Raw genomic sequence first — 22732 nt, forward strand, 5'->3', positions numbered from 1 at the left:
ACGGTCCCGCGCCGCGGGACCGTTACTCTGCAAGACGGAAGGAGATAATCATGGTTAAACAATTGCTGCGGCTGATGACCGAGCTGTCCTCGTACCGGTGGCTTTCGCGGTTAATGGGTGCTTTTGCCCATAGCAGACTCAGCCGTCTTTTGATCCCGACATTTATCCGGACCTATCATATTCCTGCCGCTGAAGCGGAGAAGCCGTCCGGAGAATATCGCACACTGAATGAATTTTTCAGCCGCAGGCTGAAGCCGGGCATGCGTCCCGTCGCTGAAGGGGCTAACGCTGTAGCCAGTCCCGTTGACGCCCTGATTACCGCGATGGGCGAGATTCATTCCGGAACACTAATGAATGTTAAAGGGCAGAATTATCTGCTGGAGGAGCTGCTCAACCATTCACCGCACCAGGAGCTGTATAAGAAAGGCTATTATCTCGTCCTTTATCTGAGCCCGACCGATTACCACCGTATTCACTCACCGCTTACCGGACGCAAGGTTGAGAGCGATTATATCCGCGGCCGGGCATATCCAGTCAACGAATTCGGCATGAGACATATGAAAAGCGTGCTGAGCCGCAACGAACGGCTCATTACTTATATTGCCGGAACGAACGGTGAAGCTGCCGTTGTAAAGGTGGGGGCAATGAATGTCAGCAGCATCCGATATGCGGATGAGCAGGCTGAGAATTGGCAGATTGGTGATGACCTGGCTTATTTTGAATTCGGCTCCACCGTAGTGCTGTTGCTTGAGAACGGTACCTTCACCCCGCGACCGGGGCTTCAGGAAGGAACCAAGGTCAGGATGGGCGAGCTGCTGGGCACACAGGGCAGACCGCAATAGAACTGCACACAGATAAGGGTACTCCGCCTGCCTGCCAGGTTTGGGAGTACCCTTTTTGTATACGTATTATTCCGTTACCTTACTTGGATTAGCCACTTCCCGCGCCTTCTCCTGGACCTCCTCGGGAATACCGAGATAAAAACGGCTCACCGGCTTCACATTATCATCCAGCTTGTAGACAAGCGGAACTCCGGTAGGTACATTTAGCTTCAGCAGGGTCGGCTCATCCAGATCCTCCATGAATTTAATTAACGCCCGCAGCGTATTGCCATGGGCTGAGATCAGTACCCGCTCCTTCTTGCGGATCAGGGGGACAATGCGGTTGTTCCAGAAATCACCGACACGGCCCACCGTATCCTGCAGGCTCTCGCCGCGCGGAATATCACCGGCACGGACCTCCTTGTAACGGACGTCGTTTCGGGCATAGCGCGGATCATCCGGTGTAAGCAGCGGCGGGCGGACCGAGAGGCTTCGCCGCCAGATCTGCAGCTGCTCCTCACCGTATTTAACGGCCGTTTCACTTTTGCTCAGCCCCTGCAGCGCCCCGTAATGCCGTTCATTCAGCTTCCATGATTTCTGTACGGGAATCCACAGCAGGTCCATTTCCTCCAGCACATAGTTCAGCGTCTTGATTGAACGCTTCAGCACCGAGGCAAAAGCAAGATCAAAGGAGTAGCCTGCTTCCTTCAGCAGCTTGCCGGCGGCCTTAGCCTCCTGGACCCCTTTTTCCGTCAAATCCGGATCACTCCAGCCCGTGAACAGATTCTGGCGGTTGTATTCACTCTCTCCGTGCCGGATTAATACGATTTCATACATACTCACACGCTCCTTCACCCGATGGCTCATTTGCTGTTTAGCCTACGCATAATTATCAATCTGCATTCCAATTGCTGATAGCGTGAACTTCTTTTTTATATCAAACAATATTAAAAAACCGGCAGCCTGCCGGCCCCGGTTCCCTGTCTGTCCTGCTCTATACGTGCACGTATGGGCTGATAGCTTTAGAACCACTGGTCAATGCCTGTGCTGTTCGTCTGCTTCAAGCGTTTCCAGCGGCTCCGGCAAAATCCGGCGCTTCCGCACTTGAGGGCATTATTGGATATTCTGCGTCCTCTAAACATACCTGTGTTCTCCCCTTCCAAGCTGCATCTAGATCATCTGTTAAACCAGGTTGCAACGTATTTACCCCCGGATGTAAAAGCTGAAACAAGGCAGCCGGAAGCGGATGGGTTCAGGCGGTCAGCGGATCTCGGACGGGCTTTTGCCGGTGTGCTGCTTAAATTGGCGGCTGAAAAAGAAAATATCACGGTAGCCCAGCGCATCCGCCACCTCCGTCACATTCATTCCGGCATACAGCAGGAGATGCTGCGCCCGCTCTATCCGGGCTCTGATGACATAGGACTGCACCGACGATCCGGTGATCTCCTTGAATTTGATTGAGAAGTAACGGGGGGACAGGCCCGCCCGGGCAGCCAGATCCTCTACCCGGTGTGATGCCCCAGGATGCTGGCTTACGTAATTGGCAACCTCATGGATTATTTCACTGAGCTGATTGCTGACATGGCGTTCCACCGGCATCATCCGGTCCTCGCGCAGCAGATGGATCATCAGCTGTTTGAGAATCAGGCGACCCTCTTCCTCTGCGGCAAAGGTCTTCACCAGGAACAGCCGTACATAACGGGCCAGCAGATGCTCGAACTCCACGGTTTCACCCAGCTCACGGTAAGGCTCGGGAACTTCCGTCACCGGTTCGGTGATATCAAAATGAATATATGTAAGAACCAGCGGCTTTTGCGGATTATGTGTCGCATACGTATGATCGCCCGGCCGGAACAGGAAGCAGCTTCCCTTGCCCACCTGAAAAGGCGTACCGTTGCGCACAACCGTCCCCTCCCCGCTCCAGACATAGAACAAATCATAATTTTGCAGCGGCTTCTCTCTTTTCTGCCATCTCCAGCCCGGTTCGCACACAATCTTCGCCAGGGCCGGCAGGATCACAAAAGAGGACGGCGATGCATGAAGCATAATATTCCCCTCCTAAAGGTTGTTCTTTGTTACTTTCTGAATGCGTAAGGTGGCTATTTGCCGAAATAGGTGGCTTAATACCTGATTCCCACCAAGTTATATTTTCTAATAAAATTACAGAATGCCTGTCCGAAGGAGGGACAATTGCCTGCATGAGACGGATTCAAGGGCATTTTTGCTATTCATTAGCCGGGCATCAGCCTTAGCCGAGGCCACAAAGGGAGTTTTTTCCAACACTTCGGCGCGATACTTTTTCTATTAAGGGGATTATTTCCCTTAATTGAGTATTTCCGGCACGCTGCTGGCGCCATTAATGGGATTTTTCCCTTTAATCGATTACTTCCGGCACGCTGCTGGCGCCATTAACGGGATTTTTCCCTTTAATTGAGTACTTCCGGCACTCTGCTGGTGCCATTAACGGGATTTTTCCCTTTAATCGAGTACTTCCGGCACTCTGCTGGTGCCATTAACGGGATTTTTCCCTTTAATTGAGTACTTCCGGCACTCTGCTGGCGCCATTAACGGGATTTTTCCCTTTAATCGAGTATTTCCGGCACTCTGCTGGTGCCATTAATGGGATTTTTCCCTTTAATCGAGTACTTCCGGCACGCTGCTGGCGCCATTAACGGGATTTTTCCCTTTAATCGAGTACTTCCGGCACGCTGCTGGCGCCATTAACGGGATTTTTCCCTTTAATTGAGTACTTCCGGCACTCTGCTGGCGCCATTAACGGGATTTTTCCCTTTAATCGAGTACTTCCGGCACGCTGCTGGCGCCATTAATGGGATTTTTCCCTTTAATCGATTACTTCCGGCACGCTGCTGGCGCCATTAACGGGATTTTTCCCTTTAATCGAGTACTTCCGGCACGCTGCTGGCGCCATTAATGGGATTTTTCCCTTTAATCGAGCATTTCCGGCACGCTGCTGGCGCCATTAATGGGATTTTTCCCTTTAATCGAGTACTTCCGGCACGCTGCTGGCGCCATTAACGGGATTTTTCCCTTTAATCGATTACTTCCGGCACGCTGCTGGTGCCATTAACGGGATTTTTCCCTTTAATCGAGTACTTCCGGCACGCTGCTGGCGCCATTAACGGGATTTTTCCCTTTAATTTTGGAGCATGTCCCGTTCCAGCATGATTATGAGAATCTATTCCGGTTAGCACCGATCCTCTCACCCTTAATAATACCTTGTCACGACAGGTTTTGCACATCATTCCAGGCCTGCAACAGACGGCTTACTCCCTCCTCCAGCGCTGCTGCATCGAGGTGGGCAAATGAGAAGCAGGCTGCTGCGCTGCCCGGCCTGATCCTGTACAGCACTGCGTCGCGGAAGTCTGTGCCGCGCCGGAGCGCCGCCGCCCGGAAGGCGGCGAACTCCGCATCGCTGCGCAGCCAGCGTGCATACAGATGCAGGCCGGCGTCACCCGGCAGCACCTCAAAAACATCTCCGAGCCGCTCCGCGAGCAGCGTCCGGAGAAGCTGCGCGCGTTCACCGTAGATGCGTGTCATGCGCCGCAGGTGCCGGCCGTAACCGCCGGTACTCATGAACCGCGCCAAAGCCCGCTGCTCCAGCTGGCCTGCGGGCAGCGGCTCATACAGCGCCTTGGCTGCAATCACCGGTGCAGCCAGCGAAGGAGGCAGCACGGCGAAGCCCACGCGCAGCCCGAAGAACATGCTGTTAGAGAACGAGCCGACATATACGACCCGTTCCTCCCGGTCCAGCGCCTTAAGCGGCTCAATAGGCCGGCCGCCCCAACGGAACTCGCTGTCATAATCATCCTCGATAATGACAGCTTCATGACGCCGGGCCCATTCCAGCAGCCTGCGCCGCCGCTCCAGCGGAAGCACAGCCCCGGTAGGAAACTGGCGGCTCGGCGTTACGAACAGCAGCCGGGCCTCCCAGTCCTCGGGGACCAGCCCTTCTGCATCCACCCTGCCCGGCAGCAGCCTGCCGCCGCTGATCTCCACAGCACGGCGGATACCGTGATAGCCCGGGTCTTCAACCACCGCGCTGCTGCCCTGCTCCAGCAGAAGCTGGGTCAGGATCATGATGCCCTGCATTGAGCCGCTGAACAGCACAATCTGTCCCGCCTCGGCACGGATACCCCGGGTAATCCGCAGATGAGCAGCGATTGACCGCCGCAGCCCTTCGTCTCCTTGAGGCGGACAGTAGCTGTCCAGCAGGCCGCCCTGCTTACCTCCGGCATAGTTCAGCGCGCTCCTCCACTCCGCATACGGGAACTGGCCTGCCTGCATTCCGCTGCTGCGGAAGCTGACGGAACCAACCCCGGTCTTCTCATACACAGTGAGCTGACGCTCCATAAGGCGCTCTCCCCAGGCACTAAGCTTAACCGGCCCAGCAGCAGCCGGCCGGTTCCCGTAACCAGATACGCCCTCCGCAGTCCATTCTACGCTGACAAGAGTGGAAGCACTGCCAGCTTCCGTCTCACTCCCGCCACCATTCCACGGAACAGAACTGCCAGCTACTCCAGACAACCCCCAACACGTACTGCCTCCTCCAGGCGCACGAATCCTGTCAGAAGCATCCGCCTCACTCCTGCCGCCGTTCCTCAGCACAGAGCAGCCAGCTTCACCGGACCAACTCCCAAATAAACTGTCTCCCTCAGGCGCAGAAATCCCGGCACTTCCGGCACTTCCGGCACTTCCGGCACTCCCGCCACTCTCGGCATTCCCAGAATTCCCAGTACCCCCAGCCCCGCTTCCCGCGTCATGCCCTTCATCGTCATCGCCCAAAAAACCGCCCTCCGAGACAAAGGCCCCCCGCCCCCGCTCCGTTCTAATATAACCGTCCGCCAGCAGCATATCGTACACCTGGGATGCCGAGCCGCGGGACAGCTGGTACAGCCCGGCCAGCTTTCTTGTTGAAGGCAGCCTCGTCCCTCCGGGCAGTGTTCCGTCCAGAATTGCTGCGCGGAGCGCGTGGTACAGCGCCAGATATTTGTAACGGTAGATGTCCAGATACTGTTCATATGGAAGTGTAAAGTTCATCCCTATCCTTCTTCCTCAAGAGTGGACTAATAAAATTAATGTAAACCGGTCCTTTTTTATTGTCAATTCTTGCTCTATGCTTGATGAAATTATGGGAGGGTGATAAGCCATGCGCAGAAAAGAATTCCAGATCGAACAGGAGGAGGAAATCGTATCCTTTCTCCAGGGAATGAGCTTCGGCTTTCTGGGAACGGCGGATGAACAGGGGTTTCCCCGGGTGACACCGCTGAACTTCGTATATTCAGATGGCCATTTCTATTTCCACGGCAGCCATGCCGGAGGCAAAATGGACAGTATCCGCCGCCAGCAGCAGGTCTGCTTCACGGTAGCTGATGAATATGCGCTCATTCCGTCCTATTTCAGTGATCCCGAGCTGGCCTGTCCCGCAACAGCCTATTTCAAAAGCGTAACCGCCTACGGAAAGGCTGAGCCGGTTGAGGACCTCGCCGAAAAAGCAGCCGTCCTGTCACTCTTTATGCAGAAGCTCCAGCCTGAGGGCGGCTATACCCTGATCACTGCTGAGGACCCCGTCTACCGGCCGCGGCTGAAAGCCGTAGCCGTTGTCCGTATTACTCCGGCTCAGCTGACCGCCAAATTCAAATTCGGCCAGAATCTCAAAGAGGATAACCGTGCCGGCGTTATACGCGGCCTCACAGAGCGCGGCGGAGCGCGTGATGCCGAAACGCTGGAGATGATGCAGAAATTTTGTCCTTTTCATCCATAAAGAAATTTTTCGAAAAGTATTCATAAAACGCGGCTTTCTTCAGTGACGGCGGCAAGCCGCGGTGATATAATGTTAGGCAATGTTAACGTATATATCCCAGAAGAATACCGGAAGGATGAAACGGATGAATCCACTGGCTGGACAATTGAACGACAACATCAAGGCAGGCAATGAACATGTATACGATATGCTCTCCAATCTCGGCAAAGCGATCTATTTTCCAAAAGAGGGCATTCTGAGCCAATCTGCAGAAGCGACGGCTCATGCGAAGAAATATAATGCTACCATCGGTATTGCAACTGAGCACGGCGTGCCTATGCACCTTGCCGTCATTCAGGATAAGCTGTCCGCTTACAATCCCAAAGACCTGTACGGCTATGCACCTCCTGCCGGCAAACCGGAGCTGCGGACCGTATGGCGGGAGAAGATGCTGCGCGAGAACCCGTCGCTTGAAGGCAAATCCTTCGGCAATCCTGTCGTAACCAACGCTCTGACTCACGGGCTGAGCATTGTTGCTGATCTGTTCGCTGAGGAAGGCGATGCCGTCATCTATCCGGATAAGAACTGGGAGAATTACGAGCTGACCTTCGGCATCCGCCGGCTCAGCCGCATCGTAAATTATCCGCTTTTCACTGAAGATATGAAGTTTAACAGCGACGGGCTGCTGGATGCACTGCTGGCCCAGAAGGACCGCGGCAAAGCCATCGTGCTGCTGAACTTCCCTAATAATCCTACCGGCTACACACCGGGGCTTGAAGAAGGCGAAGCGATCGTTGCCGCCATCCTCCGTGCTGCTGAAGAGGGAATCAATGTCGTTGTAGTCAGCGATGATGCTTATTTCGGACTCTTTTTCGAGGATTCACTCAAGGAATCACTGTTTGGACGCCTGGCTAACCTGCATCCGCGGGTGCTTGCAGTTAAGGTGGACGGAGCCACCAAGGAAGAATTCGTCTGGGGCTTCCGCGTCGGCTTCATCACCTATGCTTCCGAAGACAAGGAGCTGCTGGCTGCACTGGAGCAGAAGACGCTCGGCATTATCCGCGCAACGATTTCCAGCGGAGCCCATCCTTCGCAGACCTTTGTGCTGGATGCGCTGAAAGCACCGGAGTTCCCGCAGCAGAAGGAAGAGAAATTCCAGATTATGAAGGGCCGAGCCAACAAAGTGAAGGCACTGCTGGACAGCGGCAAATACGGAGATGATGTATGGACCTATTACCCGTTCAACTCCGGTTACTTCATGTGCCTCAAGCTGAAGACTGTACCGGCCGAGACACTGCGTCTGCATCTGATCCACCAGTACGGCCTGGGTACGATCGCCCTTGGCGAAACCGATCTGCGCGTGGCCTTCTCCTGCATTGAAGAAGACCAGCTGGAAGAGCTGTTCGACATGGTATATGCCGGTATCCGCGACCTGGAGCAGGCTGATAAATAAGAGGATATAATACCAGCAGACAGTCCCGGACACCCGGGACTGTTTTGATTTTCCGGGGTCTCTGCTAAGTAGCTGAGTATGCATCCATCTCCCCCCCCCCCCGTTTTACGGGTTATTTTACTGTCTCGCGGCATTGGCCTATACACGTTGTTCCCTCCGCACATACAATACGGTGTACTCAAGTACAACAACACATTCGAAAGGGGAATGAACATGAGCGAAGAAGTAAGAGGCGGATACGGATACCCTGGATTTACTAGCACTGGCGCAATTCTGGTACTCTTCATCCTGCTGGTTATCATCAGCCGTTCACTCTTTGTCTAACTGAATTTTTTTTGATATACAGCAAAGAAGCCTTGATGCGGGCGAAAGCTCCCGTCAAGGCTTCTTTCTGTTAACAAGGCTTCTGTAAACGTTCTGCTACAGATCATCATCCGGATCTACCGATTTACGCTGCATGTACAGTTTGAACAAGAAAGCCAGCAGCGCACCTGCCAGCAAGCTGCCGATGGCCGGAAGCGGCCGCTCGCCCACCGTGAGCAGGAAGGGCCAGCCCAGCAGCAGCGCCAGCACAAGCAGGGTCCGGAAAATAAACTGTGTGGTGCTGTCCGCCCTGCTGCCTGCAGGCAGCGGATAGATTGTCAGCCAGAAGGATTCACTGTGCAGCTTGCGCAGCGACGACAGCTGAATGCCGGTCAAAAACAGGAAGAACAGGTAGATGCCGGTGCCGGCATAGCTGCTGCGGTTCCACAGGACGAGCAGCATACCCAGTAAGGCTATCCGCATTACAATTCCGAAGACGTCACCGCGGGCGAAGCTTTTGGTCAGCAGAAAGCGGTACGCGCTATCGCGGCGCCAGGCAATTCCGCTGCCCCAGCGGGACAGATAACGCCGGGCATAAGCCCGCTGCTCGCGTCCCGGCACATCTACGAACCAGCCGAGTATCATCAGCGCTCTTGTGCCCTGATTCTTCTCGGTGGCGATCAGCCGCTCCCAGGGAACGGCATGACGGCCTGGAACACGCAGCGCCGCTATATAAGCGGCTGCCAGCAGGGCGGCGAACAGCAGGGCCCGCAGCGGCGGCTGCCACAGCCATGCCGCAAGCATTAATCCCCCCACTGCCCAGCGCAGCAGCTGATAGCCGGCTGCAGCCGGACGCGACAGCATGGCGATCTCCCGCCACAGCCCGTAGCTGGACAGCAGCTTCACTGCAACCAGCAGCAGGGCTGTATACAGCAAGGATTGAGGCGAAGCGTCCGTGCGTATGTACAGCGGCCATAATGTAATGAGGATAAAGGCCATCCGCAGGAGCTTCCAGACATTCCCGCTCACCCAGGCCGGAGCAAAATACGCCTTCATCCGGTGGCCCTGCGGCAGCAGAAAGATCGTATCCGGACTCTGCAGATAAGTCCGGAAGCTGCTGTGCACTGCTGCAGGCAGCAGGAGCACGAGCATAATCCAGCGGATCGGCAGATCTGCCGGTATATCGCGAAGCAGCGCTGTATACCAGGCGGAGAACACAATCAGCACCATAAGCAGCACCATCGCTACTCCGCTCCTGATTACATAGCCCACGTAAGGGATCATGCTGCCCATGAACCGGCTGCGCCGCTGCCGGCGCAGCTCTTTCAAATCCATATCATTTCCCTCCCTGCACCAGTTCGTAGAACAGCTGCTCCAGGTTCAATCCGCGCAGGCCTGCGGCTTCGGTCATTTCTGCCAGTGTGCCTTCTGCAATAACCTTGCCGCGGTGCAGCACGATGAAGCGGTCGCAGTAATTCTCAATGGTAGAGAGAATATGCGAGCTGAGCAGAATCGACGCTCCCGATTTCTTCAGCTCCATCATGAAGTCAAGCAGGGAGCGGATGCCGAGCGGATCAAGACCCAGAAACGGCTCATCAATAACATAGAGCGCCGGACGGGCCACAAAGGCGCACATGATCATTACTTTCTGCTTCATACCCTTGGATAAATGAGAGGACAACGTATCCATCTTGTCCTCCATATTGAAAAGTGCGGCCAGCTGCATGCTGCGGGATTCATAATCGCTGCGCTCCACGCCGTAAGCCCTGGCGGTAAATTCTACATGCTCGCGGACCGTCATCTCCTCATACAGCAGTGGAGATTCCGGCACGAACGTCAGCGCGCTGTGATACTCTTCCGGATTACTGCTCCGGGTTTTACCCTTTACAGTGATCTCGCCTTTATGCGGCGACATCAGCCCCAGGATATGCTTCATCGTCGTGCTTTTGCCTGCTCCGTTAAGTCCAATCAGCCCGACCATTTCGCCGGGCTGCACCTGCAGGCCGATATCATGCAGTACAGGCTTATTCAGGCTGTAGCCACCGCTTAATCCCGTAATTTGCAGTACGGGGGCATTATTCATTGACTGTCACCTCCCGTAGTTTTGTTCTTGAGCCACTTTGGCGCTCCCTTATTCTTGCGGTTCTTCTCGCGTTCCGCACTGCTGCTGCGGGCTTTGCCCCCGCCCGCAGCAGGGGCTGCACCTGCGCCGCTGCGTCCGCCTGCGGCCCGGCCTGCGCCGTGCTGCGGCTCGCGCCGCACCGCCGCGCCGGAGCCCTCACCGTCCGGCCGCGCTGCTGCCGGCCTTGCAGCCGGGGCATCCGGCTGCACCGCCGCCGTCCGCACCGGCTTGCCGCCGCGCGGCGCTGCGCTCTCCCGGCGCGGGCTGCCCGCCCCCCGCTGCCTTGGCCTGGCGCCGGTCTGCGGGCTTCATCCGCCGGCAGTACCTTGCCGGCGGACAGGGCCCGTTCCTCGAGCTGAATATCCAGCTCGCGGGCGAACTTGCGCATGATAAACGTCTGCTGCTCGGTGACAATCGTCACCGACAGCCCGCGTTTGCCCATGCGCCCGGTGCGGCCGGCCCGGTGCACATAGTGCTCGGCGTCAAAGGCCGGATCGAAGCTGACGACAAGCGTCAGCTCCTCAATGTCCAGACCCCGGGCCGCCACGTCGCTGGCGACCAGCACGCGGAACTTGCCGTCACGGAATTTCGCCAGCACGTTGCTGCGCGTTACCTTGTCGGCATCACCGTAAAGTGCCGCCGCCGTAAGGCCAAGGTGGTTCAGCTTCGCTTCCACCTCAGCGATATCCTCCGTCGCATTAACGAACACAATCGCCCGCTTCGGATTATGGTGACGGATGACGCGGCGCAGCATATCGATCTTGTTCCGCTCCTCCGACACCACATAGTGATGCTCCAGCGTCTGGGCGGTCATTACACCCGGATCAATACCGACCTCGGCCGGGTTCTTCATCTCACGTGAAGCCAGTGCCTTGGTCTCAGGACCGATGGTCGCAGACAGCATAACAAGCTGGCGTGTGCGCAGCGCGCTGCTGACGATCTTCGCAACCTCGCCGGCTCCGCTCAGCTGGAACATCTGGTCAGCTTCATCGATAACAATCGTGCTGACCTCATGCATCTTCAGCTTGCGCAGGCCGATCAGCTCGCGGATACGCCCCGGCGTGCCGACAACCAGCTGGGGATGCTCGCGCAGCTTATCAATCTGGCGTTTGATGGCGGCTCCGCCGATCAGCCCCATCACCTTAATGCCGCGGTGGTCTCCGTAGCGCTCCGCCTCGCGGAGAATCTGCATCGCCAGCTCCTGGGTCGGAGCCAGCACCAGCTTCTGTACCACCCTCTGCTCCGGGTTAATCGTTTGAAGCAGCGGCAGCAGGTAAGCCAGCGTCTTGCCTGTTCCGGTCTGGGAAGCGGCAAGCACGTCCCTGCCCTCCAGCAGCAGCGGGATCGTCTGCTCCTGGACTGGAGATGGAGCGGAAATGCCGAATTCCGACAATCGGGCAACAAGGTCCTCCTGGAGGCCGATGGCCGCAAAAGAAGCATTAGTCATAAGTATGTTTCATCCTTTTCGCTAAGTTAATATCTTCATTATATGCCAAAAAGGCCTCTCCACCAAATGGAAGGCCATTTCCTTGTACACATAGATCTATTTACGGTTCATTGCGTTATAGGTCAGCTTGTCTGCCAGGCGGGGGAACAAACCGTACAGCCGGATGCCGAAGCCGGCAATTCCGGGAAGATCAATCTCTTCCTGGCGCTTTTCCATCAGCTTGACGATCTTGGCGGAGACAAACTCGGGAGTCATCATCATCCGGGCTACACTCTTCTCGTAATTGCCGGAGGGATCTGCCGTCTTGAAAAAATCAGTGGCAATCGGTCCCGGATTAACCGCCGATACCGTGATGCCGCTCTTGCGCAGCTCCTGGCGAAGCGCGTTGGTGAAGCCCAGCACGGCATGCTTGGTCGCCGTATAGGCAACCGACCGGGCTGTGCCGATTTTGCCAGCCATCGAGGCTACATTAACAATCTGCCCGCCGCCCCTCTGCAGCATATGCGGAACAACAGCCTTGGTACAGCGGACAATCCCCATGTAGTTAACGTCCATCATATCATCGAATTCCTGCGCTTCCATCTCGGTGAATCCGGCAAATTTGCCGTAGCCGGCGTTATTCAGCAGAATATCAATTCTGCCGTATGCCGCCAGGATCTCATTGAACACCCGCGCAACCTCAGCCTCATCAGTAACATCGCAGGGATACAGTCCAAAAACGCCCGGAATTCCGGCCGCTGTCTCTTTCAGCTTCTTCTCCGAACGGGCCAGCAGGAGGGGAACCGCCCCCTTCTCGCTGAGCATCCGGGCCGTTATAGCCCCGATCCCGCTTGAAGCTCCTGTAATTACTACTATTTTGTCTTTAAGTTGCATGAAGGTCCTTCAGCTCCTAAGAATACGCCTAAGAAATCATTACCTGAATATCAAGCTCCCCAATGCCTTCCATAAGCAGCGGAATGCTGAGTGCTTTACGCGGGAAAACGGCCATGCTCTCCAGTTTCATCAGCTTCGGAGGTGTAATATCCACAGATACTCCTTGGTTGGATAGAATTGTACTGGCATTTCCGCTGATCATATTCCCCAGCTCTGAAATCGCACTCTGTCCCATTTCATCCATTTCTGCAATCGGATAGCCGCCCATCATTGCGGATACCATCTTCAGCGCCACATGCTCCTCAAGCCCGAATATAATATCCCCGCTGAGCTGTCCTGTCATCCCCACCTGAATCCATATATGGTTATCGATCAGTTCAATATCCTTGATACCCAGATTTCCGGTCGATGGCGAGACCTGAACCACCTGCTCAATTACAATACGTGCAGACTCTAGAAATGGATTAATTACTTCTGCTTTCATGAAAGTGCTGTCCCCCCTCTACCTGGCTTTAGTCATATACCAAAAGTCCTAAGTAATAATGTTTAATTATACTTCATATATCGGCATTATTCATCAAAAATTAATGCTCTTGTCGAAGGAATTCTCAATATAGTTTTCTCCTCCGCATTGCCCTGCCGGATGTAATCTCCTATAATTTAATCAAATGCCCACACTCCGCGTAAGATAAACCTGTACTACCTTCCCTTGTTCCTATGTAACACTCAGCCCTGCAATCCTGTGAAAACGCCCGGTTTCCACACTATACAAATATTCAGCGACACGATTCGGTAATAAAAGGGGGCACATCTATGAACATTAGCCAGCTGGAGACACTGATAACGATCTCCAAAACGATGAGCTTTCGCAAAGCAGGTGAACTGCTTAACCTGACCCAGCCGGCGGTTTCGGCGCAGATTAAGAGCCTGGAGGAAGAGTTCAAAACACAGCTTGTGGACCGGAACCAGCCGGTCACCCTGACGGACAGGGGCAGAGTCTTCCTTACTCATGCCGAGCAGATTGTCAGCATTGTCGAGGAGCTGAAGCAGCGGCTTGCCGATCTGGATGAGAATCCCCAGGGACATATTATTCTCGGTACAACGACCTCTATTGCCATTCAGATTCTGCCGCGCATCCTGTCTTATTTTCAGGACCAGTTCCCGCATATCAAAACCTCAATCTCCTCCATGTCCTCATCACAGATTTATCAGCAGGTGGAGAGCGGACTGGTCGATGTCGGAATCGGCTATCTGATCGGACAGAATCCGGGCATGACCACCTCGGTCCTGTACTACGATACCTTTGAGCTGGTTGTCTCGCCGAGGCATCCGCTGGCCCAGGTAAAAACAGCGGGAATCGAAGCGCTCGGCGCGACGCCGCTCATCCTGCTCTCCCCGGATACGGTCGGCCGCAGATTTGTTGATGATGTCCTGGCCCGGCACGGCATTCAGCCCCAGGTCATCATGGAGCTGACGAGCAGCGAGGAAGTAAAGCGGATGGTCGAGCTGGATCTCGGCGCGGCCGTCATCTCCAAGCAGTCTGTAACCGCCGAGGTGCGAGCCGGCACGCTCCGCATCGTTCCAATTATCGAGCTGGAGGTTACCCATCCGGTTGGCGTCATTACTAAGTCGGGCAAATATGTCAACTCTGCCATGCGCCAGTTCCTCAGTGACCTGAAGGGCATGCCTGAGACCCAATTCATCGGTTCGGAATAAACGGTATGCAGCGCTGCTGACGTACACACACTATGGCCAAAGGAGATGTTCATGCTAATGAAGTTTGACCTGCACACCCATCATTTCCGCTGCGGCCATGCCGACGGAAGCATCAGGGATTATATAGAAGCCGGCATCGCCGCCGGCCTTAACGTCATCGGGATTTCCGACCATACGCCATACTTCGGCCATTCGTCCGAACAGGCTTTTCCCCATATTGCTATGGCCAAATCAGAGATTGTGAACTATGTGGAAGAAGTGCTGGCCCTGCAAAAAGAATACGCCGGCACCATCGACGTCCTGCTCGGTATCGAATCCGACTATTTCCCGGAGCATGCAGAGCTGTACCGGGCTACGCTGGCTGCTTATCCCTTTGACTATGTAATCGGCTCCGTACATAGCGTGAGCGGGGACAGCATTTTTAACAAGAGCCGCTGGAAAAAGCTCAGACCGGAGCAGATGCAATCGGTCAAAGCCGAATATTACCGCCTGATTGCCGATTCCGCCCGCAGCGGCATGTTCCAGATTCTCGGCCATATCGACGCGATGAAGGGCAACTATCCCCAGTTCTGCGATATTCCTGCCGCCGCTGAGATTGATGAAGCTCTGCGGGTTATCGGTGAATGCCGGACTGCAATCGAGATCAACACCTCGGGAGGCACGAAGCTGTGCGGCGGCTGGTACCCGTCAGACGACATTCTGGAGCGCGCGCTGCATTACGGTGTTGAGGTCAGCTTCGGCTCCGATGCGCATAAGCCTTCGCGGGTGGCAGACCAGCGGAATGCTGTAGAGGCCCGGCTGAAGGAAATCGGCTTCAAGGAATGGGTATATTACAAGCGTCGGGAGCGGGTTGCCGTTCCTATTGAATAAATCATGGATCAAGTAGAAACGGCTATGCCGTCCTTCAAAGAAGGCGGTAACCGTTTCTGCGAGAAATATAAGAATTATTGATAGCGTAAAACATATAAATTCTTATATTTCAAAAAAGCACCGCAGCAGCAAAGGTCCCGGGAAGCATAACAGCTTACCGGTCTGTCCTTTACCGCTGCGGTGCTCTGCTTATTAAGCAGCTTAGAATTTATGCAGATTGCCGCAGGTGAAGCCCTGCTTGGGAAGCGTCTTCCCGGCATCCCCGTACTGCGGGTTTAGTGCATAGAAATGGGCAATGACCGCGCTCCAGTCCCGTTCCGTCTGGCCGGCGGACTTCTGGTACTCGCGGAATTCCGCATTGTAGCTGCGGATGCTGCCTTCCAGATCACGATTGTATCGCTCCTGATGGTATACGGCCTCCAGCGGCAGCCGCGGCTTCTTCGGCAACTCTTCGCCAGGGTAGCCGATACATAGGCCAACTAACGGAAATACATACTCCGGCAGCTCCAGAAGCCCGATGACACTTTCGGTATTACGGCGGATCCCGCCGATCGGGATAATGCCGAGCCCCAGCGATTCAGCAGCAGCTACTGCAGCCTCCAGTGCAATCCCCACGTCCACAGCACCGACAAGCAGTGCATCCGTATCGCCTCCAGCCTCAAACGGCTGACCCTCCAGCTCGGCCGCCAGCTTGGTCCGGTAGAAATCCATGCAGAACACCAGAAACACCGGCGCGTCTGCCACATGCTGCTGTTTTCCGCTTAATAACGCGATTTGTTCTCTGCGCTCCTTGTTCTGCACGGCAATAATGGTGACCTGCTGCCCGTTAACCCAGGATGGCGCTGCCTGCGCCGCTTCAATAATGGAGCGCAGCTTCTCCGGCTCTACAGGCTTGTCTGCATACTTCCGGAACGAACGGTGATTATTTAAAATGTTCAATACCTCATTCATTGGATAATTCCTCCTGATCCTTAATGAACTTCTCCTGTGTCTAATCATAACCCGGCGGCAGCCGCAGCCGCCAGTATTTCGGCCTATGTATGCCAGCCCCGCAGCCCAGTCTCGGCAGGAGCGCACAAAAAAATGGACCCGGATCTCCGGGTCCCAACAGCAGTTATATTTCAAAAGGGGGTCATGTACTTAGTTTAACCGGACACTGTTAGAGTTTGATAACGGCTTTATTTCAATTGTGTAACAATGCCGAACACTTTTATGACATCGCCTGATCCGTCTGCCACCGGCACAACACGTTCCAGGGTCAGCCCGTTTTTGAGCATAACCCGCTCGCTTCTCAGATTGCTGCCGCGGCAGCGCCCCTCGATCCTTTGCAGACCCAGCTCCTGTACGGCGTAGTCCAGCATCAGCCCGACTGCTTCTGTAGTGAAGCCTGCACCCCACCAGTCCGGATGCAGCATGTAACCTAACACGGCCTTGCCCTCATGCCGGTTCCAGTTCTGCAGTGACACCGTCCCAAGCAGCTCCTGGCTGCCCCTGGCATAGATTCCGGCGTGCAGGGCGCATGGATCATGGGCATAAATCATCCGCTGAGCCAGTTTGTCCAGAACAGCCTGCTGTGATCCGGCGCCGCAGCGCATTACAATATGCGGCTGAACCTCCGGATGCGAGAGAAGAGCCTTCAGCCTGCCCGCTTCAGCAGGCTGCACCGGCCTGAGTTCAACAGCTGTTCCTTGCCGGACGGTGAATGATACTGTTTCATAAGTAATCATAAATCCTCCTCTTCTCAGCAGCTATTCTGGCATTGTCCTGTCCTCTGTGTCAGGCCCGGCGCAGGGAGAATACGGTCAGCTCCGGCCTGCACAGCAGCCGCAGCGGCATATAGGTTTCGCCGAAGCCTCTGTTCACATAGACCGGCATTGCTTTTGCTGCGGTATAGTATAAACCGCTTATGTATTTAGTCGAGCCGTAGGGCGTGTAGGGTGCCCCTACTAACGGCAGGCGTATCTGTCCGCCATGGCTGTGCCCTGATAATTGCAGGTTGAAGGGATAGCCCTCGGCCGTATCGGCATAATCCGGCTCGTGCATGAGCAGCACCGTGAACATGTCAGCCGGAACATCCTTCAGCGCAGCTGCGGGATCAGGATTGCCCTTGAGCATATCTTCTAGTCCGGCAACCGCGATTCGCTCACCGCCGCGGCTGATGACATAGGACTGATTCCTGAGGACAACAAAACCCGCAGACTGCAGCAGACGGGTAAGCAGCTCTGTATTTTTATAATCATGATTTCCAAAAATAGCGTATTTCCCGAGCGGTGCAGTCAGCTCTGCCAGCAGCGCAACAGAATCATTCAGATCCTCGGCGTCGCTGTCCACTATATCGCCCGTGAAGCAGATCATATCCGGCCTGGCCTCCTTGATATGCTTCACCAGCCGCTTAACATCACCGGCATCTTTATTGAAGCCCAGATGCACATCGCTGAAATGAACAAGCCGCGTTCCGGCAAAAGCCGGCGGCAACTGCCTAAGCTGCAGCTCCAGCTCTGTCACCTCAAGCCAGTTAGGCTCTCCCTGCCAGACATACCCGCCTGTAAGCAGCCCCGCCCCGAATAAAGCACTGGTTCCCCGGGCCAGGAACTGGCGGCGGGTCATCCTGCTGCGGCTGACGCCTGCCGGGTTATTACTATTGGGAGAAGTCCCGGACGAGTCTCTATTCATAGGGAGATTCTCCTTTGCATTAAATTGGATAATGTTGTTCAGCCTCAATCGTATAAATGCTGAGAATGCTTAGCATTAAGCAGACGTTTCCCCCGGGAAACCGGTCACCATGATCCGGCACTCCTCCTCCGGTGTCTCGCGGTAAGCACGGACTATCCCCTTGTCGGTAATGTCCTTACGGCTCACCCTGCGCAGTATAATAACAGTCTCCACCTCATGGGTGAACGGAAACGGCTCAAGCCGCAGTGTCGATTCATCCTGCCACTCGGCGGTAATCACCCGGCCTGAGGTGAATTTAAAATCCTCGCTGCCCGAGAAGCCGTCCTTCCACCACGGGTGCTCTTCGGATTTGGGGCTGCCCGGCCTGTTCAGCGCCATATACAGCGACAGGTCATCACAGAACTGCAGCAGCCTGGCATCAACATACAGCTCATCTTCACCGATCGGCACGGCGCGCTGCTCCAGCTCACGGTGAATGCGTGCCCGGCGCTCCGCTTCATCCTTCTGATATTCGTCCAGCTCCGGACATTCCTCTCCGGACACCTCAATCAGCCGTTCAAAATGCAGGCTGCACAGCAATGCGCCATAGGAGGAGACCGCCTCAATTTCATTAAGCCCCCGCCGGTAAAAGGTAAGCTTAGGCACGACAGGAAAATCAATAAAGCTGTAAGGGGCGTTCTCCGCATCATTCCAGAAGGGTGTTTCGTCCAGATCAATCCAGCCCCGGTCGTGGTTGGCAATGGACCACAGCACTTCATCGCGGCGTACAGATTCGGGCACCTGTTCATCCTTGAACCATTTGGCAAGCTCTCCGGCCAGCCGGCCGTGCTCATGCTGCTTAACCATGACAATTGTTCCATCCTGCTCTCGACAGATCAACGTAATTCCTCCCCCGGTACTCTTTAAATTGAAAGCGCATTAACCAAGAAGATTATAACATGCAGTTCTATAAATGTTTAAGTTTACCTTTTTTGCGGTGTTCCTTATGTATTGACGGAATGTATATCTTGTACCCGCTTTTCCGCGCAAAAGAAACATATAAAACATTACCAGCCGGGTCTTAAGGCCTGTAGTTCACAGAACTGTACTAATCGTACTTTATCCCCGCGCCTTTAAGCAAAATAACCCTGCAAACTTATAGATTCTTTAATATTAAAAAAGCCGTTCCCCAAGGCGGAATTAGCCTTGGGGAACGGCTTTGAACAGAATAATTGCAGCGGTAAGGCGCTATACGCCCAGCCAGCGCTTGAACATATGCTTGGTAGTCTGCTTATTGATCTCGGCAATCGAGGTGGTGAGCGGAATGCCCTTCGGACAGGCGCGCACACAGTTCTGCGAGTTACCGCAGCCGTCGATCCCGCCGTCCTCCATCAGCGCCTCCAGGCGGTCGTCCGCGTTCATTTCGCCAGTCGGATGGGCGTTGAACAGACGTACTTGGGAGATCGCTGCCGGGCCGATAAAATCGGTCTTCTCATTGACGTTCGGGCAGGCCTCCAGGCAGACGCCGCAGGTCATGCATTTGGACAGCTCATAGGCCCACTGGCGTTTTTTCTCAGGCATCCGCGGACCCGGACCGAGATCGTAGGTACCGTCAATCGGAATCCATGCCTTGACCCGCTTGAGGGCACTAAACATCCGGCTGCGGTCAATGACCAGGTCACGTACCACCGGAAAGGTCTTCATCGGCTCAATCCGTACCGGCTGCTCCAGGTTGTCGATCAGTGCGGCACAGGCCTGGCGCGGCTTGCCGTTGATCACCATTGAGCAGGCCCCGCATACTTCCTCAAGACAGTTGGAGTCCCAGCAGACCGGCACCGTACTGTCACCGCTTGCGTTAACCGGATTACGCTGGATTTCCATCAAAGCGCTGATTACATTCATCCCCGGCCGGTACGCCAGCTCAAATTCCTCATTATAAGGCGCGCTCTCCGGTTCGTCCTGGCGGGTAATGATAAATTTCACGTTTTTGGGAGCTGCAGCAGTTTCCGCCATATCGGTTACCTCCTAAAAGTTTTGTGAGCGTTACTCCTCTGATTTCCCTTCGTACAAAACTCACTCCGGAAGCATACGCTTAGTTTTGTGAGCGTTACTTCTCCGATATCCTTCGTACAAAACTCGCTTCGAAAGCATACGCGATTGTATTTAATCCTTGGAATAGTCACGCACCCGCGGCGGGATCAGAGACACATCTACAGCCTCGTAGGAGATTTGCGGGCCATCCGCCGTCCAGGCCGCTTTGGTTGTCTTAAGGAACTCCTCATCGTTACGGTTTGGGAATTCCGGCTTGTAGTGGGCTCCGCGGCTCTCATTGCGCAGCAGCGCTCCGAGTGTCATCGCCTCGGCCAGCTCCAGCATGTTCCACAGCTGGCGGGTGAAGGCAACGCCCTGGTTATTCCAGCGCGAGGTATCGCTCATATTGATGTTGCCGTAGCGCACCTTAAGCTCTTTGATTTTGCCGATCGTCGCTTCAAGCCGCTTGTTCTCACGCACCACGGTCATATTGGCGGTCATCCATTCGCCCAGCTCCTTATGGATTACATAGGCGTTTTCTGTACCTGACATGTTCAGCAGTGATTCGTATTTGCCAACCTGCTGCTTGTGGAAGCTGTCGAACACGGTGGACGGAATATCCTGCACGGACTTCTTAAGCCCTTTAATATATTCTACTGCCTTCGGTCCCGATACCATCCCGCCATAGATTGCCGAGACGAGCGAGTTCGCACCGAGACGGTTCGCACCGTGGTACTGGTATTCGCATTCGCCTGCTGCGAACAGTCCCGGGATATTGGTCATCTGGTTATAATCGACCCACATGCCGCCCATTGAATAATGCACAGCCGGGAAAATCTTCATCGGAATCTTGCGGGGATCATCCCCCATGAACTTTTCGTAGATCTCGATAATGCCGCCGAGCTTGACGTCAAGCTCCTTCGGGTCCTTGTGCGACAGGTCCAGGTAGACCATGTTCTCGCCGTTAATACCAAGGCCTTGATCGACACATACATTAAAAATCTCCCGGGTGGCAATATCGCGCGGCACCAGGTTTCCGTAGGAAGGATATTTTTCCTCCAGGAAGTACCATGGCTTGCCGTCCTTGTAAGTCCAGATACGCCCGCCTTCGCCGCGCGCCGATTCCGACATCAGCCGCAGCTTGTCGTCGCCCGGAATCGCCGTGGGGTGGATCTGGATGAATTCCCCGTTGGCATAATGGACACCCTGCTGATAGACCGCGCTGGCCGCGGTTCCTGTATTGATGACCGAGTTCGTTGTTTTGCCGAAAATAATGCCCGGCCCGCCGCTGGCGAGAATAACCGCATCAGACGGAAAGGTCTGAATTTCCATCGTCTTCAGGTTCTGGGCGCTGATACCGCGGCAGACGCCCGCATCGTCCAGAATAACCGAGAGGAACTCCCAGTTCTCGCTCTTGGTTACAAGGCCCTCCGCCTCCCAGCGCCGTACCTGCTCATCGAGCGCATACAGCAGCTGCTGTCCGGTAGTCGCCCCGGCAAAAGCCGTCCGGTGCCGCTTCGTACCGCCGAACCGGCGGAAATCGAGCAGCCCCTCCGGCGTACGGTTGAACATAACGCCCATCCGGTCCATCAGGTGGATAATCCCCGGCGCAGCCTCACACATCGCCTTAACCGGCGGCTGGTTCGCCAGGAAGTCACCGCCGTAGACGGTATCGTCAAAATGCTCCCAGGGCGAGTCCCCCTCGCCCTTCGTATTTACAGCCCCGTTGATGCCGCCTTGGGCGCAGACCGAATGCGATCTTTTGACAGGGACCAGAGAGAATAGATGAACATGTGCGCCGGATTCCGCCGCCTTGATGGTAGCCATCAGGCCAGCCAGCCCGCCGCCCACGATAATGATATCGGCTGATGCCATGAGAGTTCCTCCTAAAGTTTTGTAGGGTACATATAATATAGCTTTGTACAAAACCGTCTCTTTTAACAGCCGTCACCCGCTTAAAGCAGCGTTCTGAGGGTCTGTGCGGCGCCGGCCGCTGTCTGGAATTCACTGTCACGGAAGGCGAACAGCGAGATCAGGAACATAAAGGTTACAATAACGAAAAGGCCGAGACAGAGCACGGAGGACACTTTTTGTGAGCGCGGCCCGACGGTAATGCCCCAGCTGATCAGGAAAGACCAGAGTCCGTTTGAGAAGTGGAAGCAGGCTGCAATGATAGCGATCACATAAATCGCCAGCATCAGCGGCTGAGTCACAATATCATGCATGACGCCGCCAAGCTGCTCATGTTCAACATTGCCTACGGCAACCTGAACCCGCGTCTCGAACATATGCCAGACGATGAACACGAAGGTAATGACCCCGCTGATCCGCTGCAGGGTATAACGCCAGTTTCTTTCCAGGTTGAAGCGGCTCAGGTTCGGCTTGGACTGGTAAGCGATATACAGCCCGAAGACTCCATGGTACAGCAGCGGAAGCCAGATGCCGAACAATTCCAGGAAGAAGACAAGGGGAAGGCTGTTCAGCCACACCACACTGTCAATGAAGCCTGAAGCGCCACCCTCTACTGCCGCGAAATTCGTCATCATGTGTTCGATGAAGAAGAATCCGAGCGGGATAACGCCGAGCAAGGAATGAATCTTTCTGGAATAAAATCCTCTCATGCAAAGTGTCCCCTTTCCGATTAAAACAGCGTTTTCATTAATGAGCATACACCGCCGGGAGT

The 22732-nt window shown here is 54.9% G+C and carries 20 protein-coding genes and 1 pseudogene; 6 read left to right on the forward strand and 15 right to left on the reverse strand.

All coding sequences use genetic code 11. The features are described from left to right. The first annotated feature begins 50 nt into the window (after window positions 1-50). On the forward strand, window positions 51-842 hold the full coding sequence (gene asd, locus R70331_RS25085) for an archaetidylserine decarboxylase (protein ID WP_042180332.1): 792 nt from the start codon (window positions 51-53) through the stop codon (window positions 840-842). Window positions 843-908: 66 nt separating this feature from the next. Here the strand turns inward: asd and gpmA are convergent, their stop codons facing one another. From gpmA to R70331_RS32215, 3 genes are all read right to left on the reverse strand, one after another. Further along, a complete protein-coding gene (gpmA, locus tag R70331_RS25090) occupies window positions 909-1658 on the reverse strand; it encodes a 2,3-diphosphoglycerate-dependent phosphoglycerate mutase (protein WP_042180334.1) in 750 nt (249 codons plus the stop codon). 423 nt (window positions 1659-2081) lie between these two features. Next, on the reverse strand, window positions 2082-2867 hold the full coding sequence (locus R70331_RS25095; RefSeq protein WP_042180337.1) for a helix-turn-helix domain-containing protein: 786 nt from the start codon (window positions 2865-2867) through the stop codon (window positions 2082-2084). Between the two features lie 1194 nt (window positions 2868-4061). Next, window positions 4062-5879, reverse strand: coding sequence for an aminotransferase-like domain-containing protein (locus R70331_RS32215; protein WP_042180340.1), 1818 nt, complete (start codon window positions 5877-5879; stop codon window positions 4062-4064). Window positions 5880-5988: 109 nt separating this feature from the next. Here R70331_RS32215 and R70331_RS25105 point away from each other — a divergent pair, with 109 nt between their 5' ends. The 3 genes from R70331_RS25105 to R70331_RS32220 all read left to right on the forward strand — a co-directional run bounded on the left by R70331_RS25105 (window position 5989) and on the right by R70331_RS32220 (window position 8359). After that, window positions 5989-6603 (forward strand): pyridoxamine 5'-phosphate oxidase family protein, encoded by a 615-nt coding sequence (locus tag R70331_RS25105; protein ID WP_042180342.1) that lies wholly within the window; start codon window positions 5989-5991, stop codon window positions 6601-6603. Between the two features lie 124 nt (window positions 6604-6727). After that, window positions 6728-8035, forward strand: a complete 1308-nt coding sequence (locus R70331_RS25110; RefSeq protein ID WP_042180345.1) for an aminotransferase class I/II-fold pyridoxal phosphate-dependent enzyme — start codon at window positions 6728-6730, stop codon at window positions 8033-8035. Window positions 8036-8248: 213 nt separating this feature from the next. Continuing rightward, a complete protein-coding gene (locus R70331_RS32220) occupies window positions 8249-8359 on the forward strand; it encodes a hypothetical protein (RefSeq protein WP_020429695.1) in 111 nt (36 codons plus the stop codon). 96 nt (window positions 8360-8455) lie between these two features. On the opposite strand, the gene R70331_RS25115 is transcribed toward R70331_RS32220, so the two are convergent. The 5 genes and pseudogenes from R70331_RS25115 to R70331_RS25135 form a co-directional block, all read right to left on the reverse strand. Then, a complete protein-coding gene (locus R70331_RS25115; RefSeq protein WP_042180347.1) occupies window positions 8456-9673 on the reverse strand; it encodes an ABC transporter permease in 1218 nt (405 codons plus the stop codon). A 1-nt stretch (window position 9674) separates the two neighbouring features. Next, a complete protein-coding gene (locus tag R70331_RS25120) occupies window positions 9675-10421 on the reverse strand; it encodes an ABC transporter ATP-binding protein (RefSeq protein WP_042180350.1) in 747 nt (248 codons plus the stop codon). Further along, a pseudogene (locus tag R70331_RS25125) lies at window positions 10418-11907 on the reverse strand (DEAD/DEAH box helicase). Before R70331_RS25125 ends, R70331_RS25120 begins: the two are co-directional and overlap by 4 nt. 96 nt (window positions 11908-12003) lie before the next feature. Next, window positions 12004-12780 (reverse strand): SDR family NAD(P)-dependent oxidoreductase, encoded by a 777-nt coding sequence (locus tag R70331_RS25130; RefSeq protein ID WP_042180353.1) that lies wholly within the window; start codon window positions 12778-12780, stop codon window positions 12004-12006. A 28-nt stretch (window positions 12781-12808) separates the two neighbouring features. Next, a complete protein-coding gene (locus R70331_RS25135; RefSeq protein WP_039876796.1) occupies window positions 12809-13264 on the reverse strand; it encodes a chemotaxis protein CheX in 456 nt (151 codons plus the stop codon). A gap of 329 nt (window positions 13265-13593) precedes the next feature. Between R70331_RS25135 and R70331_RS25140 the strand changes: the two genes are divergently transcribed. Together R70331_RS25140 and R70331_RS25145 are read left to right on the forward strand one after the other, a co-directional pair. Continuing rightward, on the forward strand, window positions 13594-14496 hold the full coding sequence (locus tag R70331_RS25140; RefSeq protein ID WP_042180356.1) for a LysR family transcriptional regulator: 903 nt from the start codon (window positions 13594-13596) through the stop codon (window positions 14494-14496). Window positions 14497-14553: 57 nt separating this feature from the next. Then, window positions 14554-15366, forward strand: a complete 813-nt coding sequence (locus R70331_RS25145; RefSeq protein ID WP_042180359.1) for a histidinol-phosphatase — start codon at window positions 14554-14556, stop codon at window positions 15364-15366. A gap of 201 nt (window positions 15367-15567) precedes the next feature. Here the strand turns inward: R70331_RS25145 and R70331_RS25150 are convergent, their stop codons facing one another. The 7 genes from R70331_RS25150 to R70331_RS25180 all read right to left on the reverse strand — a co-directional run bounded on the left by R70331_RS25150 (window position 15568) and on the right by R70331_RS25180 (window position 22670). Next, a complete protein-coding gene (locus tag R70331_RS25150; protein ID WP_042180361.1) occupies window positions 15568-16317 on the reverse strand; it encodes a nitroreductase family protein in 750 nt (249 codons plus the stop codon). A gap of 227 nt (window positions 16318-16544) precedes the next feature. After that, window positions 16545-17093: a GNAT family N-acetyltransferase gene (locus R70331_RS30745; protein WP_052419215.1), complete on the reverse strand. Its 549-nt coding sequence runs from the start codon at window positions 17091-17093 to the stop codon at window positions 16545-16547. Between the two features lie 49 nt (window positions 17094-17142). Beyond that, complete coding sequence (locus R70331_RS25160) at window positions 17143-18039, reverse strand: metallophosphoesterase (protein ID WP_042180363.1); 897 nt, start codon at window positions 18037-18039, stop codon at window positions 17143-17145. A 75-nt stretch (window positions 18040-18114) separates the two neighbouring features. Continuing rightward, window positions 18115-18918: a DUF3891 family protein gene (locus R70331_RS25165; protein ID WP_042180365.1), complete on the reverse strand. Its 804-nt coding sequence runs from the start codon at window positions 18916-18918 to the stop codon at window positions 18115-18117. Between the two features lie 348 nt (window positions 18919-19266). After that, entirely contained in the window at window positions 19267-20031 is a 765-nt protein-coding gene (sdhB, locus tag R70331_RS25170) for a succinate dehydrogenase iron-sulfur subunit (protein WP_042180367.1), read from the reverse strand. A gap of 150 nt (window positions 20032-20181) precedes the next feature. Then, window positions 20182-21924 (reverse strand): succinate dehydrogenase flavoprotein subunit, encoded by a 1743-nt coding sequence (sdhA, locus tag R70331_RS25175; RefSeq protein ID WP_042180370.1) that lies wholly within the window; start codon window positions 21922-21924, stop codon window positions 20182-20184. 80 nt (window positions 21925-22004) lie between these two features. Next, a complete protein-coding gene (locus R70331_RS25180; RefSeq protein ID WP_042180372.1) occupies window positions 22005-22670 on the reverse strand; it encodes a succinate dehydrogenase cytochrome b558 subunit in 666 nt (221 codons plus the stop codon). Between the last annotated feature and the right edge of the window lie 62 nt (window positions 22671-22732).

The organism is Paenibacillus sp. FSL R7-0331 (assembly GCF_000758645.1).
GTDB classification, from domain to species: domain Bacteria; phylum Bacillota; class Bacilli; order Paenibacillales; family Paenibacillaceae; genus Paenibacillus_AQ; species Paenibacillus_AQ camerounensis.

Coding starts and splice junctions, on each gene's coding strand:
- R70331_RS25150 (WP_042180361.1), bottom strand. CDS start 16,317: ATGAATGAGGTATTGAACATTTTAAATAATCACCGTTCGTTCCGGAAG.
- gpmA (WP_042180334.1), bottom strand. CDS start 1,658: ATGTATGAAATCGTATTAATCCGGCACGGAGAGAGTGAATACAACCGC.
- sdhB (WP_042180367.1), bottom strand. CDS start 20,031: ATGGCGGAAACTGCTGCAGCTCCCAAAAACGTGAAATTTATCATTACC.
- asd (WP_042180332.1), top strand. CDS start 51: ATGGTTAAACAATTGCTGCGGCTGATGACCGAGCTGTCCTCGTACCGG.
- R70331_RS25110 (WP_042180345.1), top strand. CDS start 6,728: ATGAATCCACTGGCTGGACAATTGAACGACAACATCAAGGCAGGCAAT.
- R70331_RS25120 (WP_042180350.1), bottom strand. CDS start 10,421: ATGAATAATGCCCCCGTACTGCAAATTACGGGATTAAGCGGTGGCTAC.
- R70331_RS25180 (WP_042180372.1), bottom strand. CDS start 22,670: ATGAGAGGATTTTATTCCAGAAAGATTCATTCCTTGCTCGGCGTTATC.
- R70331_RS25145 (WP_042180359.1), top strand. CDS start 14,554: ATGAAGTTTGACCTGCACACCCATCATTTCCGCTGCGGCCATGCCGAC.
- R70331_RS25135 (WP_039876796.1), bottom strand. CDS start 13,264: ATGAAAGCAGAAGTAATTAATCCATTTCTAGAGTCTGCACGTATTGTA.
- R70331_RS25160 (WP_042180363.1), bottom strand. CDS start 18,039: ATGAATAGAGACTCGTCCGGGACTTCTCCCAATAGTAATAACCCGGCA.
- R70331_RS25115 (WP_042180347.1), bottom strand. CDS start 9,673: ATGGATTTGAAAGAGCTGCGCCGGCAGCGGCGCAGCCGGTTCATGGGC.
- R70331_RS25140 (WP_042180356.1), top strand. CDS start 13,594: ATGAACATTAGCCAGCTGGAGACACTGATAACGATCTCCAAAACGATG.
- sdhA (WP_042180370.1), bottom strand. CDS start 21,924: ATGGCATCAGCCGATATCATTATCGTGGGCGGCGGGCTGGCTGGCCTG.
- R70331_RS25105 (WP_042180342.1), top strand. CDS start 5,989: ATGCGCAGAAAAGAATTCCAGATCGAACAGGAGGAGGAAATCGTATCC.
- R70331_RS32215 (WP_042180340.1), bottom strand. CDS start 5,879: ATGAACTTTACACTTCCATATGAACAGTATCTGGACATCTACCGTTAC.
- R70331_RS25095 (WP_042180337.1), bottom strand. CDS start 2,867: ATGCTTCATGCATCGCCGTCCTCTTTTGTGATCCTGCCGGCCCTGGCG.
- R70331_RS32220 (WP_020429695.1), top strand. CDS start 8,249: ATGAGCGAAGAAGTAAGAGGCGGATACGGATACCCTGGATTTACTAGC.
- R70331_RS25130 (WP_042180353.1), bottom strand. CDS start 12,780: ATGCAACTTAAAGACAAAATAGTAGTAATTACAGGAGCTTCAAGCGGG.
- R70331_RS30745 (WP_052419215.1), bottom strand. CDS start 17,093: ATGATTACTTATGAAACAGTATCATTCACCGTCCGGCAAGGAACAGCT.